This window comes from Chthonomonas sp., assembly GCA_016788425.1.
Taxonomy (GTDB): domain Bacteria; phylum Armatimonadota; class Fimbriimonadia; order Fimbriimonadales; family Fimbriimonadaceae; genus JAEURQ01.
Genome location: JAEURQ010000002.1, coordinates 333,979 through 349,342 on the forward strand (window position 1 = coordinate 333,979; position 15,364 = coordinate 349,342).

The window sequence follows — 15,364 nt, forward strand, 5'->3', positions numbered from 1 at the left end:
CGCCGGGAACCGCGCGGCTATAGGTCGGTGAACTCCGCCAGGGCCGGAAGGCAGCAACGGTAGCTCGATACTAGGTGCGACGCGATATTCCCGGCATTATCGTTACTTTGGCCATGGCTCAACTCGCCCTCTATCGCAAATACCGCAGCCAAACATTTGGCGACCTGATGGGGCAAGAGCACGTCGTCCGCACGCTCCAAAACGCGTTCTCGTCGGGCAAGGTCGCGCAGAGCTTTTTGTTCACCGGGCCGCGAGGAACGGGCAAAACCAGCACCGCGCGCCTGGTGGCCAAGGCGCTCAGCTGCACGAATCTTAACGGCACCGAGCCCTGCAACGAGTGCGAGCAGTGCCTCTCGATTACGGATGGCAGCAGCATGGACGTGCTGGAATTTGACGCCGCCAGCGAGGCGGGCGTTGACGAAGTCCGGGAGAAGATTGTCGGGGCCGTGGAGTACATGCCGGTGAGCGCGCCCTACCGCGTGTTCATCATTGACGAAGTCCACGATCTCTCGCCGAAGGCGTTTGACGCCTTGCTCAAGACCATCGAAGAGCCGCCGGCGCACATTGTCTTTATTCTCGCGACCACCGAATTCCATAAGGTGCCGGCCACCATTCGGTCGCGTTGCCAAAAGTTTGAGTTTCACCGGGCCTCGGTCAACAACTTGGTTGACCGCATCAAGTTCGTAGCCGAAGCCGAGGGTTACCAGGTGGAACCGGCCGCCGTGCAAACGATCGCCCGCATGGCCGATGGCGGTTACCGCGATGCTCTGACGCTGCTGGAACAGCTTCTGCTCACCTGCGAGGGCACCCTCACGCAGGCGCATGTCGTCGCGCAGCTCGGGTTGATCCAAACCGAATCGGTGGACAAGATTTTGCTCGGGATGGCGAGTGGCGACGCTGAGCTTGTGCTTCGCGGCATGGACGAAACCTACCAACTGGGCCGCGATCCGCGCAGCATTCTGGAAGCGTGCCTCATGCGGGTGAGCGATTTGACTCGCGGGCTTTACAATATCGAGTCCTCGTCCGGATCGGACGCGACCGCCGACGCGGCGGCGCGCGAACTCGCCGTAAAGATGTCGCCGGAGGGCCTGGCCCGCGTGCGTGAGGCGATCGGTCAGGCTCACAAGAACGTCAAAGACGTAACCCTGCCCAAGATTTGGCTGGAGTCGTGGCTAGTCGCGGCTGCGCAACCGGCCCCACAAGTCGTGGCGACGAAGCCAACTGCTCCGCAAGCCAAACCGGTGGTGGATGCGCCGGTGCCGACCAAGGCGGTGACGCCGGAACCGGCCGCGACCGCTCAGCATCCGTGGAAGCAAGTAGTCGCCGACCTCTCGGAGAAGTCACCACTTGCCCGCATGCACCTTGAGAAGTCGGCGATCGCCACTGAGTCGGATAAGGAAGTGGTGATCATGTTTGAGCGCGCCATGGACCTGGATTGGGTGGAAGAGAAGCCGAAGGTGAAGGCGGCGATCATGGCCGGCTGGGCCACTGCGGACGGCAAGGGCCGCAAACTGGTTTTGAAGGCGGGCACCGCCGTGGCTTCGGCGCCCGTGCCTTCCGACTCGGCGGTAGAATTACCCGCAGAAGGTGAGAAACTCCACGAGCTCACCAAAGAAACTTTTGAGGGGATGTGATTAAGCGATGAAATTGCCTAAAGGATATGGTTTTGGAAATGCCGGCGGCGGCATGGGCGGCATGATGCAACAAGCGATGCAGCGCGCTCAGAACATGGAAGAGGAACTGGCGAACGAGCGAGTGGAACTCGAACAAAATGGTTGCCAAGCCACCTTCGATGGTCGCGGCATGATCCTCTCGCTCTCGATTGACCAGGCGCTCATCGATCCCGACGACAAGGAATCTTTGGAAGATGTGATTGTCGGCGTCATCCGCGCTGGTTTCGAAAAGTCAACCAACCTGCGCGAAGAGCGAGTGCGCGAAATTATGCCGAACATTCCCGGCATGGGCATGTGACGTTCGCCCGACCTCTCGCGCAACTCATCGCCGAACTGGAGAAGCTTCCTGGCCTCGGCCCGAAGTCGGCTCAGCGGCTGGCGTTCCACGTGCTGCGGCAACCCGCCGAAGATGTTCAGCGCCTAGCGAACGCGCTAACAGTGGCTCGCGAGAAGCTGCAACTTTGCACAACCTGCCAGAACATCAGCGAAAGCGAACTCTGCGAGATATGTAGAGACCCGCGGCGAAATCTTCAACAAATCTGCGTGGTGGGCGAGGCTCGCGACATCGCCGCGATTGAGCGACTTCACGAATATCGCGGTGGTTTTCACGTGCTCCACGGCTTGCTCTCGCCGATGGACGGGATCGGGCCCGAGCAACTGAAGATTCGCGAATTGCTCGCCCGGCTCGAAGGCGACATCGAGGAAGTGATTATCGCCACCAACCCGACCATCGAAGGCGATACGACCGCGTTGTACTTGGCCAAGCTGATCAAGCCGCTTGGAGTGCGCGTGACCCGGCTGGCGCAAGGCATGGCCGTGGGCGGGGAACTCGATTATGCCGACTCGGCCACTCTGCTGAGCGCACTGGAATATCGTCGCGAGTTATGAAAACGTTGGTCTTGGGTTCGGGTGGCCGCGAGCACGCGCTCGCCTGGCGGCTCCGCGATTTCGGTGAAGTCATTTGGGCACCCGGAAATCCTGGCGCGCTGCGGCATGGGATTGCCACGTTGGACATGTCCGACCCCCTGGAATGCGCCAAGTTTGTGCAGCCAGACCTCATCGTTATTGGTCCTGAGAACCCCTTGATCGAAGGCTTGGCCGACGCCTTGCGGGCGGAAGGTTTTGCCGTCGTTGGGCCGGGCGCTAGGGGTGCAAAGCTCGAGGCCAGCAAGGCGTGGAGCAAGGAAATGATGCTGGCCGCGGGCGTGCCGACCGCGGCGAGCGCCGTTTGCACAACCCCGGAGCAGGCGCGAGCCTTTGCTCGGGCGCGCCACGACCGCGGACTTCAGGTGGTCATTAAGGCGAGTGGCGCTGCGCTCGGGAAGGGTGTGATCGTCACGAGCGACCTCGCCGAAGCCGACGACGCCATCGCCATGATGATCGTGGACCGCGAGTTTGGTGACGCCGGTGCGACGGTGGTGGTGGAAGATCGTCTCGGCGGGTTCGAGTTCAGCCTCCTCACCTTGGTCAATGGCCGCGGATACCAAAGCTTGCCCGTCGCACAAGATTACAAGCGAGCCCTCGACGGCGATCGCGGGCCTAACACCGGCGGCATGGGCACCTACTCGCCGGTACCGGCGGTGACCGCCGACGTCGTGTCGCGGACCGAAGAACTGGTCGTCGCCCCGCTCCTCGCCGAACTCGAAAAGCAGGGAATTTCCTACCGTGGCGTGCTGTTTAGCGGGCTTATGATGGACGGGGATTCCATCCAATGTCTGGAGTACAACGTGCGATTTGGCGACCCCGAAACGCAAAGCGTCATGCGACGCCTCGGCCCCGATTTTGGGGATGCCCTGCTGGCTTGCGCCAATAACGACGAGATCCCGCCAGTGGCCGTCAGCCAAGAAGCCGCGGTCACCGTCGTGATGGCGGCGGGAGGATATCCTGGGCAAGTTCAACGGAACATCCCTATTCATATCCCGAGCGACATGCCCGAAGAAGTAGAGATTTTCCATGCCGGAACCGCCATGCAAGGCGACCAGTTGGTCTCCTCCGGTGGGCGAGTGCTTGGCGTCTCGGCAGTCGGGGCCGACGTGGCCGCGGCCCGGGCGACTGCCTACCGGGCGGTCGCGAAGATCGAAAGTGAGGGTCTCATCTGGCGCACCGATATCGGCGCGAGGGGATGAAGAAGTGCCCCAACGGAGATCGTCAGGGCCACTACAGGGGACGAGGCGAATGAATGCCTCGAATCTTATTGTCACAAATGCCTAGTTTTGTGACCCGCGTACGCAAAACTTGAACTTAAGCCATTGGATTTACCAGGGGTGGCAAAACCAGAGTTTTCCACCATTACAAGTACATATCCACAAACTTATCCACATCCCGGAAAGTGTGCAAAACAGGGCTAGGAGAGGCTCGAAAAGGTACCCTTACAGGCAATGATTGACCGCTACAGCACGCCCGCGATGATGAATATTTGGAGCCGACAGGCCAAGTATGAGTGCTGGAAGCAGGTCGAACTCGCCATCTGCGAAGCCTATTCTGAGGCGGGGCTCTTCCCGGCGAGCGAACTCGCCGAGATTCAGCAGCACGCCAGCTTTACGCTGGAGCGCTGCGACGAAATTGAGGAAGTCACGCGCCACGACCTGATGGCCTTTGTCCGTTGTTTGAGCGAAAACGTGAACAATGCCACGGCACTCGATCCCAAGCCGGGGCGATGGATTCACTTCGGCGTGACTAGCTACGACGTCATCGATACCGCGCTTGGCATCATGCTGCGCGACTCGTGCGACGTGCTCATTAGCTCCGTCGGCTCGCTTCGGCAGGAACTGCGAACTCTGTTTGATCGAGCGGGGCACCACCCATGCATCGGCCGCACGCACGGCATCCATGCCGAGCCGGTGACTTTTGGCCATAAAGTAGAAGGTTGGTATTACGAACTTGAACGTGCGGAAGCTCGCTTCCAACAATGCCGCCAAGAAGTCGCGGTCGGTAAGGTCAGCGGCGCGGTCGGCATCCACGCCCATGTGGACCGCGATTTAGAAGCAAGAATTTGTACGAATCTTGGTCTTATCGCGGCCAAGAACAGCACGCAAATTGTCGCCCGAGATTCTCACGCGCACTTGCTGGGCGCGTGCGCCGTTCTGGCTGGGTCGCTAGAGCGCATCGCGACCGAACTTCGAAACTTGCAGCGCACCGAAATCCTCGAAGTTCAGGAAGAATTCCGCGCCGGTCAAACCGGCAGCAGCGCCATGCCGCACAAGCGCAACCCGTGGCAAAGCGAAACCGTGTGCGGGCTCGCCCGCGTCATCCGCGCCAATGCTGGCGCGATGTTCGAGGCGATCATGACCTGGCACGAGCGCGACAATTCGAACTCGGCCACCGAGCGAATCGTGTTCCCGGACACCTTCACCATGCTCGATTTCATGATCCATCGCATGGTCGCGCAGATTCGCGGACTGGTCGTCATGCCCGAGAATATGCTGCGCAATCTCCGCCAGATGGGCGATCTCGTATTCAGCGAGCACGTCATGGTCACGCTCATCCAAAAGGGTCTTAGCCGCGAGGATGCCTACAAGGTTGCCCAGCGCAACGCCGCGCGAAGCTGGGATGAGGCCAAGGATTTCCGCACTTGCGTGGCCGAAGATTCCGACGTGACGCAGCGGCTGACGAGTGAGGAAGTGGATCACCTCTTCTCGCTGGAAGCGCACCTGCGCAACGCGCCCAAGTCGCTGGCCTAGCCGATCTTTTGCTTGAGCTCGCGGTGCAGCTTTTTCAGCTGGATCAGCGTGTGTTGCACCCGCGTCGTGTCGTTCAAAATCATGCTCGGCTTCACGTCGCGGGCACGCGCCAGCGCCATTTGCGCCTGGTGCACCTGCCCGGCTCGGAGCAGCACGTTGGACATCGCTTTATGACCCGTCAACTGCGGGCGAATCATGCCGGACTTCTCGGCTAGAGTGGTCAGCTTTTGCGCAACCAGCGCCGCCTTTTCGTGGTCGCCGGTTGCGCTCAGCACGTGCGCAAAGTCGCCGTAGTGCTCCAACAGAGCGCGCTTCTGATCGTGCTGCTCGGCCAAGGCCACGCTGTGCATGATCAGGCGGAGCTCGGCCAGACCCGGCTCCTCCACGGTTGAAGCCCGCAGAGCATCAATCCGTGCCCGCTGCAACTCTTGCCCTGCTGTCAAATGCCGGCCGGCGATTTCAAAGGCGCGTTCCGCCGCCGATGGTTGGCCCATCTCCTTGCGGATGGTGCCCAGCTGAATCGTGGCCGCCACCATTTCCTGCGTCTTGCCGTGAGCGTTGAACACCTGAATTGCGGTCGCCGTCGCTCGTTCGGCCACGTCGAGGTTGCCGTCGACGAGTTCGTTGTGCGCCATGGCCAGGAACACCTCGGCTTCGTCGGCCTCACTTGAAACTTGTTTGGCTTCGCGGGCAAATTGGTGACCTTCGCGGGTGTGGCCCAATTCGCCGTAGCCTTGCGACATCACCGTCAGGGCCCGACCCGACCAGGGCGAGGAGTTGTTCAGCCCCGCCAGAGCCTCGGCGGCTCGATTGATCGCCGAGTAAGCATCAAGCTGCGCAAGTTCAATTCTCGATACGCAAACTTGCAATTCCGTCGACGGATTCGGGGCTTCCAACAGTTTGTAAAGGTAGCTAATCGTTTTCGGTGTCGCCTGACCGGCAACACCCAAGGCCCATATCTCATCGAAGTTGACGCTCATCTTTCCCAAAATTGTTATTCCACAACAAAAATCCCCAGCACCTGCTAAAAGTGCGGGGGATTCTGACCAAATGGACTGTTAGGGTTACTTGGGAATGCGCTTGTTCACCGCGTTCCAGTCGATGCACTGCAGATAAGCCTCGATGTACTTGGCCCGCGCGGTCTGGAAATCGATGAAGTAAGCATGCTCGTACACGTCCATGGCGAGCAGTAGCGTATGGTTCCAAATCGGGAAGCTGTTCTGGGCGTCGCCGATGTAGTTGAACACTCGCTTTTCCTCGTGGTCGTAGGCCAGGTAGACCCAGCCGCGTCCGGCAATGCCCGTCGCCTTAAAGTCGGCGAGCCACTTGTCGAACGAGCCGTAGGCTTCGTTGATGAGGTCGGCCACCGCGCCGGTTGCCGGGCCGCCTTCGCCGCCGAGCGTTTCGAAGTAAACGTTGTGGTTAATGTAGCCTTCGTAGGCAAAGGTGTAGTCCACCTTCAGCGCGCGCATCTGGCTGAAAATCTGGTTAGCCTTGGCAGGGTCTACTTCCATTTCGGCAAGCGCCTTGCGGATTTCGTTGGTCTTGTTTGCGTAGCCCTGCCACAGCTTCAGGTGTTCGTCGTGGGTCTTGCGCGAGATTCCCACTCGCTCGGAGGTGTACACCTTGTCCGGAATCGCTTGCGGAACAGCAACAAGTTTGGGGGAGGCAATAGTTTCCATGGAGTTTTCCTTGAACCCGATTTGACCCAGACTCGGCGTCACAACGGCGACCCCACACATGGCAAGGACACTGCGACGCGAAATCTCGATCTCTCGGCTCATCTACGGTTAGTTTACGTCTCGCGGGCGGGTAGATGCTCACCTTGCGGGTACGCTTTTTCCCATGGTCCACTACCATCTGCTTGGCGCCGAGTTTGGTCCCGTCATTTTCGAACGACTCTACGGACTGCTGACCGAAGCCCAACTGGATGAACGCAAAGGCGATCGTTTTACGCCGCGCGAGGTCATTGCTCACCTCGCGGATTGGGAGCCGATTTTCCGGCAGCGCATCCAAGCGGCCCTGGACGAGGACGGCCGTGCGGTTGAGGGCATTGACGAAGGGGAACTCGCCATTCGCAACAACTACGCTCAGGCGAATGTGGCGGACACGCTCGCCCGATTTGCGAAGGAGCGAGCTGCGACGGTCGCCATGATCCGCGCTTTGGACCCGGCCTTACTGGATCGTGCGTACAACCACAGCGAGCGCGGGCGAGTGACAATCCGCGAAACCGGCAACGTGCTGTCGGCGCACGACACGTATCACGTCGAGCAGATCACCGAGTACCTGGCCAACAAGGTCGTCGGCACTTGGTAATCCGTGCTTAGTGGATAAAGAATCCGACCAGCGAAACGACACCCAGGCCCGAGAGTAGGACGAACGCACCGAAGCTGACTTTCCCCATTCGGGCTTGCGATTTCTCGCTGATGGTGATGCCCCAGCGGATGCAGAAATTCCAGATTCCGTAGGCCAAGTGGTAGGCGGCCGAGATCACACCCAGCACGTACATCACGAGCGGGAGTCCGAAGGAACTGAGGAGTTTGGTCTTCCAGGCTTCGTAATAGATCGCCTCGTGCCCCTGCACCAAGCCCTTGATGGGGGCATCAATGTAGTGGTAGATCAGGAACGCCACCAAGAACAGGCCGGACAGCCGTTGCAGCGTGTAATATCGGTTTTCGCGATATTTGTAGCTCGCTTGCGAGTAGTTTGGGTTGCCGCGAGCCACGATGAACATGCCGTACACGGCGTGGAAGAGCAGCGGCAGGAAGATGATGCCGATGCGCAACACCCACATGATGTGCTCGGGAATGCTTCCGAAAAATTTGATGACCCCGTTGTAGTTCTCCTTGCCGGCAAAGGCAAACGAGTTAAGCGTCAGGTGTTGGGCAACGTAAAAGCCGACGGGAATGATGCCTGTCAGCGAGTGAAGTTTGTGCCAAAAATAGCTTTCCCGACCCAAGGTCATGCCGCGAGTGTACCGAACTTTTTTGCGTGCATTTAGCGAAAGTTGGCGTAAACTAGGGTGTATCAATGGAAGGTCGGTCCGGAACATGGTTGGGGTGGTCGGTCCAATGGGGAAACCGCATCACCGAAACGCTCCATCTGAATATCAACGGTGGTCGCATTGTGGGCGTTGGCTCCGATCGCGACGGCGATTTTGAAGTCATCGGCACCTTCGGCACCGATGGCAACGTTTCGCTGACCCGTCGCTACACCTACACCACCGAGCCCTCGCAAGGCGGCGTCGGCATTCCGTACCTGTATCAAGGCAAATGGGATGGCGCAGTTGTTTCCGGCAATTGGTGCACTGCGGTGAACCCGATGCGCGATGGCGGCGCGTTCGAAATGTGGCCCGGCGAAGATGAAGAAGAGTATCGCCTCGCCGACCTTAACGAACTCGAGCTCACGGTTCCCGGACGACGCTGACCTCGGCTGGTAGACTCCCAGCTATGGCGGTAATTATCGACGTCGTCGGTCGCGAAATTCTGGATTCCCGGGGCAACCCCACTGTTGAAGTAGATGTCCATTTGGACGACGGCTCGCTTGGCCGTGCCGCCGTGCCTTCTGGCGCGAGCACCGGCGCTTTCGAGGCGGTTGAGCTTCGCGATGGCGATAACGATCGCTACGTCGGCAAGGGTGTTCTTCAGGCCGTTGAAGCCGTGAACGAGCAGCTCGGGCCGCAACTGATTGACCGCGATCCAACCGATCAGGTCTCGATTGACAAGCTGATGCTCGAAATCGACGGCACCCCGAACAAGGGCCGCCTCGGCGCAAACGCCATCTTGGGCGTCTCGCTGGCCGTCGCGAAGGCGGGTGCCGCCGCGACCGGTTTGCCGCTCTATCGCTATGTGGGCGGGGTCAACGCGCACGTGCTGCCGGTGCCGATGCTCAACATTCTCAACGGCGGCCAACACGCCGATTCGAACGTTGACTTCCAAGAGTTTATGGTTCTGCCCGTGGGCGCGGAGACCTTTAGCGACGCGATTCGCTGGGGCTGCGAGATCTATCACTCCCTGAAGAAGGTGCTCAAGGGCAAGGGTCTGGCGACCGGCGTCGGCGATGAGGGCGGCTTCGCGCCGAATCTCGACTCGCAAGAACTCGCGCTCGATTACATTTTGGAGGCCATCGCCAGCGTCGGTCTGAAGGCGGGTCAGGATGTTTATCTGGGCCTCGACTGCGCGGCGACGGAGTTCTATAGCGACGGCAAGTACAACTACAAAAACGGCAAGTCGCTGAGCGGCGCCGAGCAAGCTGATTACCTGGCCACGCTGGCCGACAAGTATCCGATCATCAGCATCGAAGACGGCATCGCCGAGGACGACTGGGCGAGTTGGAACTTGCTCACCAAGAAGATCGGCGACAAGTGCCAGCTGGTTGGCGACGACCTCTTTGTCACCAACGTGGAGCGTCTCAGCCGTGGCATCAAGGAAGGCACCGCCAACAGCATTTTGGTGAAGGTTAACCAGATTGGTTCGCTCACCGAAACGCTTGCCGCCGTGGAAATGGCCAAGCGCGCTAGCTACACCGCGGTGATGAGTCACCGCTCGGGCGAGACCGAGGACGTGACCATTGCGCACCTCGCCGTCGCGACGAATTGCGGCCAGATCAAGACCGGCGCCCCGAATCGCACCGACCGCGTGGCGAAGTACAACGAGCTGCTGCGGATTGAGGAAATGCTCGGCATGGAAGCCGTGTACGGTGGCCGCGAAGCGTTCGGCAAAATCCGACTCTGAGCGACCCCTTAGTGGCGAACTTTTCAAAAGTTCGCCACTTTTTATTGCGCAAACCGACCCCGCATCTGCTAGAACTACCATGACGCCAGTGGGTGTGATCATGAATATTCGAAGCTTGTTTAAAAGGTCGGTGGCCGTCTTGGTGGGAGCGCTCTCCCTCGCGGCATCGGCGATGGCTCAGGGGGAAGAACAGTCGGGTTCCGGCTACGATCCCAAACCTGAGGTTCGTAAATTTGTCTTGCGCGGAGGAAGCTTTGAGCCTCAAAGCATGATTCCGTGGGACTCGGAGCGCAAAAAGCACAAGCGAGATGACTACGCCGCGGTCTACGATCCGCGCCCGTTCCATCCGCCGACGCCTCCGCAGACCGACCCAGCCATGCTGTTTAATGTGGAAGCCGCGCCGTCGTACCGGCCCGGATTCCAATATGGTGGCGCGAGCCCCGGCGGATTCCCGCCCGACAATACCATCGCGGTAGGTCCGAGCGACATGGTGGTTTCGGTCAACACCAACCTGCGGGTGTACGACCTCAATGGTGTGCAGCAAGTCTCGGCCAACTGGTCAACTCTGCTTGGTACGGGCCAATTTTTGAGCGACCCCAACTTCCGCTACGACACCTATCGCGACCGATTTATCGGCGTCATCATCTCGATCGACGACACGACGAACTTCAACAACGCTCGTTGGTGGCTCCTCATGTCTGACGACAACACCGCCGAAGGAACCTGGACAGCGCTGGCCCTGAACGCTCGTCAAAACGGCTCAACCGACCAGAACATTTGGGCGGACTATCCGCACATCGGCTACACGAATGACGCCATCGCGGTCTCGGCGATCATGTTCCCGACTCCGGCTGGTAGCGGCGACTCCTTTGGAAAAGTCCGCTTTATGGATGCCGACGACGTCTTCAACGGCGGCGGTATCGGTTGGAAGGATTTCTGGAATTTGAGTTCAAACGGCTCGCCGGATAAGCGAGTTTTCCCGGCGACGATGCAGTCTTCGCCTTCGCGATTTTATGTCGTGAGTGCCAAAGAAGGCGGCGCGAGCGACCTCACGGTTCGCGAGTATGACGACACCGCCGGCGGAGATAACGGCGCGCAGACGAACCTGCTCGGTACGTATTTGGTACCCGTGAACGCGTACATTACGCCTCCCGACATCCGCCAACCCAGCGGCGCAGCGCTGCTCGACAACATCGACTGCCGCATTCTCCAATGCGAATACATCGGCGGTCGCATCTTCGCGGCCTGGACCTCGGCCGTCGCCGAATCGGGCGGCGGAAACCGCTCGGTTGTGCGCGTCGCCCGAATGACAGTCAGCGCCGGCTCGGCTCCCACGGTAACCGCGGACGCCACGTTCGGCGCGACCGGGTTCGACTACTTCTATCCCGGCGTCGTCGGCACCACCGATGGCGATTGTGTCGTCGTCTTTGGCCGCAGTGGCACGGGCGCGAGTGACTTCGCTGAGCTTCGCTGGACCTCCATGCAACTCGCCGACACGGCGCTGGAAGGTAGCGCGCTGGCCAAGGCGGGCGAGAACACCTACAGCCGCATTTTCAGCGGACGCAACCGATGGGGCGACTACTTTACGTGCGCCCTTGACCCCTTCGATTCGCGCACCGTTTGGATGAGCGGCGAATACGCCGAAAGTGCCGTCAGCGGCACGACCCAATATGGCGCGTGGATTTTCTCGGCCAACTACAAGAGCGATCATGCGCTTGTGGTTTCGGCGGCGAACATTCAGCAGTCGGACACGGGCACCCTAACGTGTACGGTCACCGATTCGGTGAGCGGCGCGGCGGTTCCAAGTGCCGTCGTCAACTGGACCGTCAACGGCGTGTCCCAGGGCACTTCGATCACCAACGCCAGTGGCATCGCGACCAAGTCGTACACCGTCCCTTCCGGCACGTTGCCGACATCGCAAACCATTAGCTGTACGGTTAACCGTACGACGACCCGAAACGAGGGCACCGACACGGCGGTCCTCACGGTGTCCAAGGCAAACACCGCGATTCAGATCACGAACGAAACCGGCGAGCCTGGCGAGACCGTGACCTTTACGCTCCAACTCATCCGCACGACGGATGGCGCGGCTCTGGCCAGCAAGACGGTGAGCGTCACGGTCAACGGCGTGCTCATTGGCAGCGCCGTGACGAACGCGAGCGGCTTCGCCACTCGCACGTACACGATCACCAATCCGGTTGGCGCTTACGCGGTACACGGTAACTTTGCCGCGGACTCGCTGTACAATGCCGTTTCGGATACGACGGGCCTTCTGACGGTCACCAAGGGCGTCACGAACATCGCGGTCCCCGCGGTGAACGGCACGATCGGCTCGAACGCAGCCCTCACCGGGACGCTGACCCGCACGTCGGACAATACGGCCCTTTCCGGTCGCACGCTCTCCTTTACGGTGGACGGCGTCGGAGTCGGCACCGCCGTGACGAACGCCAGCGGTCTCGCGACCTTTAACTGGAACGTGACGGCCGGCGTGCTTGGCGCTCGCACCTACAGCGTGAGCTGGCTGGGCGACACCCAGTACAACTCGGACTCAACCGCGAGTACGTTCAATCGCTATGCCAACACGACGCTGACGGTTCCGAATGTCAGCGGCCAGCGAACGCAATCGGTTGCGCTGACGGCCACGCTTCGGCGCGCTCACGATAGCGCGCTGGTGGGCAGCCAAACCGTGAACTTCACGGTGGATGGCGTCGGCGTGGGTTCGGCGATCACCAACGGAAGTGGCGTGGCGACGCTGAACTACGTGATTCCGGCCGGGGCCACCTTCGGTGCGCATCCGATTGGCGTCACGTTCCCGGCCGCTGGGTTCTATAACAACTCGAGCGGATCAGGCACGCTCACGGTCGGTTTGCCGACCTTCAATGGCGATCTCACTCTGCTGCAGTGGGGCGGATCGAACGCGGTAAATGCCGTCGTGACGGTGCGCAACACGAGCAACGTGGTGGTGCAAGGACCCACGACGGTGGCGACCAACGCCGCCGGGGTCTGGGCATTGCCGACGTCGCTCGCCGCGGGCACTTATCGGGTGACGGTGAAGACGAGTCACTGGCTCAGCCAGCGCAAGCTCAACATCACGCTGAACACCACGACGGGAACGAGCACGATTCTGCATGACCTGCTGAATGGCGACTGCGATGGCAACGACATCATTGACATTGCGGACTACTCGATCGTTGCATCAGCGTTCGATGCGCAACTGGATACCGATCCGGGAACGGCGGGCAACCAAAGCAGCCCGAACTGGGATATCCGCGCGGACCTGAACGGAGATGGCATTGTTGACATCGCCGACTACAGCATCCTCGCCGGGAACTTCGACAAGTTCGGCGACGGCTAGTCTCAACCGAGGCAGACCGAAAGGGGCGGGGTCGCAAGACTCCGCCCCTTTCTATTGGTAAACTAACCTCTACATGTTTGCCGGAGGAACTGACCGCCCACCCTCAAAAATCTCAAAAGAGCATATCCGCCGCGTCGCGAGGCTCTTTCTGCCGCACAAACCCATGGTCATCAAGACCCTGGCGGCCGTGCTCGTCGGTGTGGTGCTCGGCCTCTTCCCGCCGATCTTCCTGCAACACATCATCGACGAGGGCATCACCAAGCGCCAAATGGACACGGTGGTGCTGTACTCGATCCTCACGATTATCGCGACTCTGCTCGGCGCGCTCTTCACGCTGCTGTACGGTTATTGGAGCGTGTTGGTCGGGCAGAAAATCATGCACCAGCTGCGCAACCACCTGTTCGAGCATCTGCAGGGAATGGCGCTGAAGTTCTTCACAAGCACGCGCACCGGCGAGATCCAAACCCGGTTGATCAGCGATGTCAGCGGCGTGCAAGGCGTGGTCTCGGCGACCCTCACCGATGCGATCAGCAACATCGCGATCATTGTCTCCACGATCATCGCCATGTTCCTCGTGGATTGGCGGCTAACCCTCCTCGCGTTGGTGTTGGTGCCGCTGTTCGCGAAGGCCGGGCAGGGACTTGGCGAATGGGCGCGCGAGATTCGCCGCGGCTCGCAGGAGCAGACCGGCGTGCTCAACAGCATGATGCAGGAAATGCTCAGCGTGAGCGGGGCATTGCTCATCAAGACGAGTCGCCGCCGCGGCCAACTCATGGAAAAGTTCCGCGCGGAGAGCCAAGGCTTGGCGGATTGGCAAGTGAAGCAGCAGGTAATGACCTACGTCTTCTTCGGCCTGATGCGCACAGTCACCGGCCTCATTCCGGTGCTGGTGTATTGGCTCGCCGGGTACCTCATGATCAGCCAGGGCGACACGAGTTTGACCGTCGGCAAGTTGGTCGCGTTCACCATGCTCCAGACTCGCATGTTCTTCCCGCTCAGCGGAATGATGGCGAGTTATGTAGAAGTTTTATCTAGTTTTGCGCTCTTTGAGCGCATCTTTGAATACCTGGATTTCAAGCAGGACATTGTGGATTCTCCGCAAGCGCACGACCTGACCAAGGACAACTGCCAAGGCCGAGTCGAGCTCCGGGACGTGTTCTTTAAGTATGAGTCTGAGCAAGAAAATTGGACTTTGCAGAACATCAGCTTGGTGGCCGAGCCCGGGCAACTTATCGCCTTGGTCGGCCCGAGCGGCTCCGGCAAGACCTCGCTGAGCTACCTGATTCCCCGACTGTACGACACCGTGGAAGGCGAAGTCTTGATTGACGGCGAGAACGTGCGCAATATCAAACTTGAGGCGCTGGCCAGTGTCATCGGCGTCGTCTCGCAAGAGACTTATCTCGTGCACGACACGGTTCGCGAGAACCTCAAGTACGCCAAAGTGGACGCGACCGACGCCGAGATTCAGGCGGCTTGCGAGGCGGCCAACATTTGGAACCACATTTCCTCGCTGCCCGAAGGTTTGGATACGCTGGTCGGTGAACGCGGCTACAAGTTCAGCGGCGGCGAGAAGCAGCGTCTGGCGATTGCTCGCGCGATCCTCAAAGACCCGCGGATCCTGATTCTCGACGAAGCCACAAGCGCGCTTGATACCAACAGCGAGCGGGTGATTCAGCAGGCGCTCAACCGCCTCATGGAAGGGCGAACAACCTTTGCGATTGCGCACCGACTGAGCACAATTCTCCACGCCGACCAGATTCTGGTGTTGCGCAAGGGCGAGGTCGTCGAGCGGGGGACACACAGCGAACTTCTGACTGAGGGCGGGCTCTACGCCAAACTCTACAACGAGCAGTTTCTCAATCGTGAAGCCAGCGAAGTCGGTAGATAGATTGAGGGCGCTATCCAGTATCATCTAGGGTGAGT

The 15,364-nt window shown here is 60.0% G+C and carries 13 protein-coding genes and 1 other RNA gene; 11 read left to right on the forward strand and 3 right to left on the reverse strand.

Annotated features, from left to right (window positions below):
- The 6 genes from ffs (at window position 1) to JNJ45_03500 (ending at window position 5,353) form a co-directional block, all read left to right on the forward strand.
- Window positions 1-99, forward strand: an RNA gene (gene ffs / locus JNJ45_03475) — signal recognition particle sRNA small type.
- 14 nt (window positions 100-113) lie between these two features.
- Complete coding sequence (gene dnaX, locus JNJ45_03480; protein ID MBL8047723.1) at window positions 114-1,634, forward strand: DNA polymerase III subunit gamma/tau; 1,521 nt, start codon at window positions 114-116, stop codon at window positions 1,632-1,634.
- Between the two features lie 7 nt (window positions 1,635-1,641).
- Window positions 1,642-1,971 (forward strand): YbaB/EbfC family nucleoid-associated protein, encoded by a 330-nt coding sequence (locus tag JNJ45_03485; protein ID MBL8047724.1) that lies wholly within the window; start codon window positions 1,642-1,644, stop codon window positions 1,969-1,971.
- Complete coding sequence (recR, locus tag JNJ45_03490; GenBank protein MBL8047725.1) at window positions 1,968-2,561, forward strand: recombination protein RecR; 594 nt, start codon at window positions 1,968-1,970, stop codon at window positions 2,559-2,561. Before JNJ45_03485 ends, recR begins: the two co-directional genes overlap by 4 nt.
- Complete coding sequence (gene purD / locus JNJ45_03495; protein ID MBL8047726.1) at window positions 2,558-3,799, forward strand: phosphoribosylamine--glycine ligase; 1,242 nt, start codon at window positions 2,558-2,560, stop codon at window positions 3,797-3,799. The genes recR and purD overlap by 4 nt, the downstream gene beginning before the upstream one ends.
- A gap of 252 nt (window positions 3,800-4,051) precedes the next feature.
- Window positions 4,052-5,353 (forward strand): adenylosuccinate lyase, encoded by a 1,302-nt coding sequence (locus JNJ45_03500; GenBank protein ID MBL8047727.1) that lies wholly within the window; start codon window positions 4,052-4,054, stop codon window positions 5,351-5,353.
- Here the strand turns inward: JNJ45_03500 and JNJ45_03505 are convergent.
- Both JNJ45_03505 and JNJ45_03510 read right to left on the reverse strand, forming a co-directional pair.
- Window positions 5,350-6,333: a hypothetical protein gene (locus tag JNJ45_03505; protein MBL8047728.1), complete on the reverse strand. Its 984-nt coding sequence runs from the start codon at window positions 6,331-6,333 to the stop codon at window positions 5,350-5,352. The two genes, JNJ45_03500 and JNJ45_03505, sit on opposite strands and share 4 nt — an antisense overlap.
- 84 nt (window positions 6,334-6,417) lie before the next feature.
- Window positions 6,418-7,137, reverse strand: a complete 720-nt coding sequence (locus JNJ45_03510) for a superoxide dismutase (GenBank protein ID MBL8047729.1) — start codon at window positions 7,135-7,137, stop codon at window positions 6,418-6,420.
- A 61-nt stretch (window positions 7,138-7,198) separates the two neighbouring features.
- On the opposite strand from JNJ45_03510, the gene JNJ45_03515 reads away from it, so the two are divergent.
- Window positions 7,199-7,669 carry a DinB family protein gene (locus tag JNJ45_03515; GenBank protein MBL8047730.1) on the forward strand — a complete coding sequence of 157 codons (471 nt, stop codon included), beginning with the start codon at window positions 7,199-7,201 and terminating at the stop codon, window positions 7,667-7,669.
- A 7-nt stretch (window positions 7,670-7,676) separates the two neighbouring features.
- Here JNJ45_03515 and JNJ45_03520 read toward each other — a convergent pair whose 3' ends face one another.
- On the reverse strand, window positions 7,677-8,318 hold the full coding sequence (locus JNJ45_03520; GenBank protein MBL8047731.1) for a hypothetical protein: 642 nt from the start codon (window positions 8,316-8,318) through the stop codon (window positions 7,677-7,679).
- A 65-nt stretch (window positions 8,319-8,383) separates the two neighbouring features.
- Between JNJ45_03520 and JNJ45_03525 the strand changes: the two genes are divergently transcribed.
- From JNJ45_03525 to JNJ45_03540, 4 genes are all read left to right on the forward strand, one after another.
- Window positions 8,384-8,779: a hypothetical protein gene (locus JNJ45_03525; GenBank protein ID MBL8047732.1), complete on the forward strand. Its 396-nt coding sequence runs from the start codon at window positions 8,384-8,386 to the stop codon at window positions 8,777-8,779.
- A gap of 23 nt (window positions 8,780-8,802) precedes the next feature.
- The gene (gene eno / locus JNJ45_03530; protein MBL8047733.1) at window positions 8,803-10,086 is read left to right on the forward strand and encodes a phosphopyruvate hydratase; all 1,284 of its coding nucleotides are present in this window, start codon (window positions 8,803-8,805) and stop codon (window positions 10,084-10,086) included.
- 268 nt (window positions 10,087-10,354) lie between these two features.
- Window positions 10,355-13,441, forward strand: coding sequence for a hypothetical protein (locus JNJ45_03535; GenBank protein ID MBL8047734.1), 3,087 nt, complete (start codon window positions 10,355-10,357; stop codon window positions 13,439-13,441).
- A 73-nt stretch (window positions 13,442-13,514) separates the two neighbouring features.
- Window positions 13,515-15,329 (forward strand): ABC transporter ATP-binding protein, encoded by a 1,815-nt coding sequence (locus JNJ45_03540; GenBank protein ID MBL8047735.1) that lies wholly within the window; start codon window positions 13,515-13,517, stop codon window positions 15,327-15,329.
- Window positions 15,330-15,364 lie beyond the last annotated feature (35 nt).

Excerpts from the sequence above, each read along its gene's own strand:
- dnaX (MBL8047723.1), top strand. The coding sequence starts at position 114 with ATGGCTCAACTCGCCCTCTATCGCAAATACCGCAGCCAAACATTTGGC.
- JNJ45_03485 (MBL8047724.1), top strand. The coding sequence starts at position 1,642 with ATGAAATTGCCTAAAGGATATGGTTTTGGAAATGCCGGCGGCGGCATG.
- purD (MBL8047726.1), top strand. The coding sequence starts at position 2,558 with ATGAAAACGTTGGTCTTGGGTTCGGGTGGCCGCGAGCACGCGCTCGCC.
- JNJ45_03500 (MBL8047727.1), top strand. The coding sequence starts at position 4,052 with ATGATTGACCGCTACAGCACGCCCGCGATGATGAATATTTGGAGCCGA.
- JNJ45_03505 (MBL8047728.1), bottom strand. The coding sequence starts at position 6,333 with ATGAGCGTCAACTTCGATGAGATATGGGCCTTGGGTGTTGCCGGTCAG.
- JNJ45_03510 (MBL8047729.1), bottom strand. The coding sequence starts at position 7,137 with ATGAGCCGAGAGATCGAGATTTCGCGTCGCAGTGTCCTTGCCATGTGT.
- JNJ45_03515 (MBL8047730.1), top strand. The coding sequence starts at position 7,199 with ATGGTCCACTACCATCTGCTTGGCGCCGAGTTTGGTCCCGTCATTTTC.
- JNJ45_03520 (MBL8047731.1), bottom strand. The coding sequence starts at position 8,318 with ATGACCTTGGGTCGGGAAAGCTATTTTTGGCACAAACTTCACTCGCTG.
- JNJ45_03525 (MBL8047732.1), top strand. The coding sequence starts at position 8,384 with ATGGAAGGTCGGTCCGGAACATGGTTGGGGTGGTCGGTCCAATGGGGA.
- eno (MBL8047733.1), top strand. The coding sequence starts at position 8,803 with ATGGCGGTAATTATCGACGTCGTCGGTCGCGAAATTCTGGATTCCCGG.
- JNJ45_03535 (MBL8047734.1), top strand. The coding sequence starts at position 10,355 with ATGATTCCGTGGGACTCGGAGCGCAAAAAGCACAAGCGAGATGACTAC.
- JNJ45_03540 (MBL8047735.1), top strand. The coding sequence starts at position 13,515 with ATGTTTGCCGGAGGAACTGACCGCCCACCCTCAAAAATCTCAAAAGAG.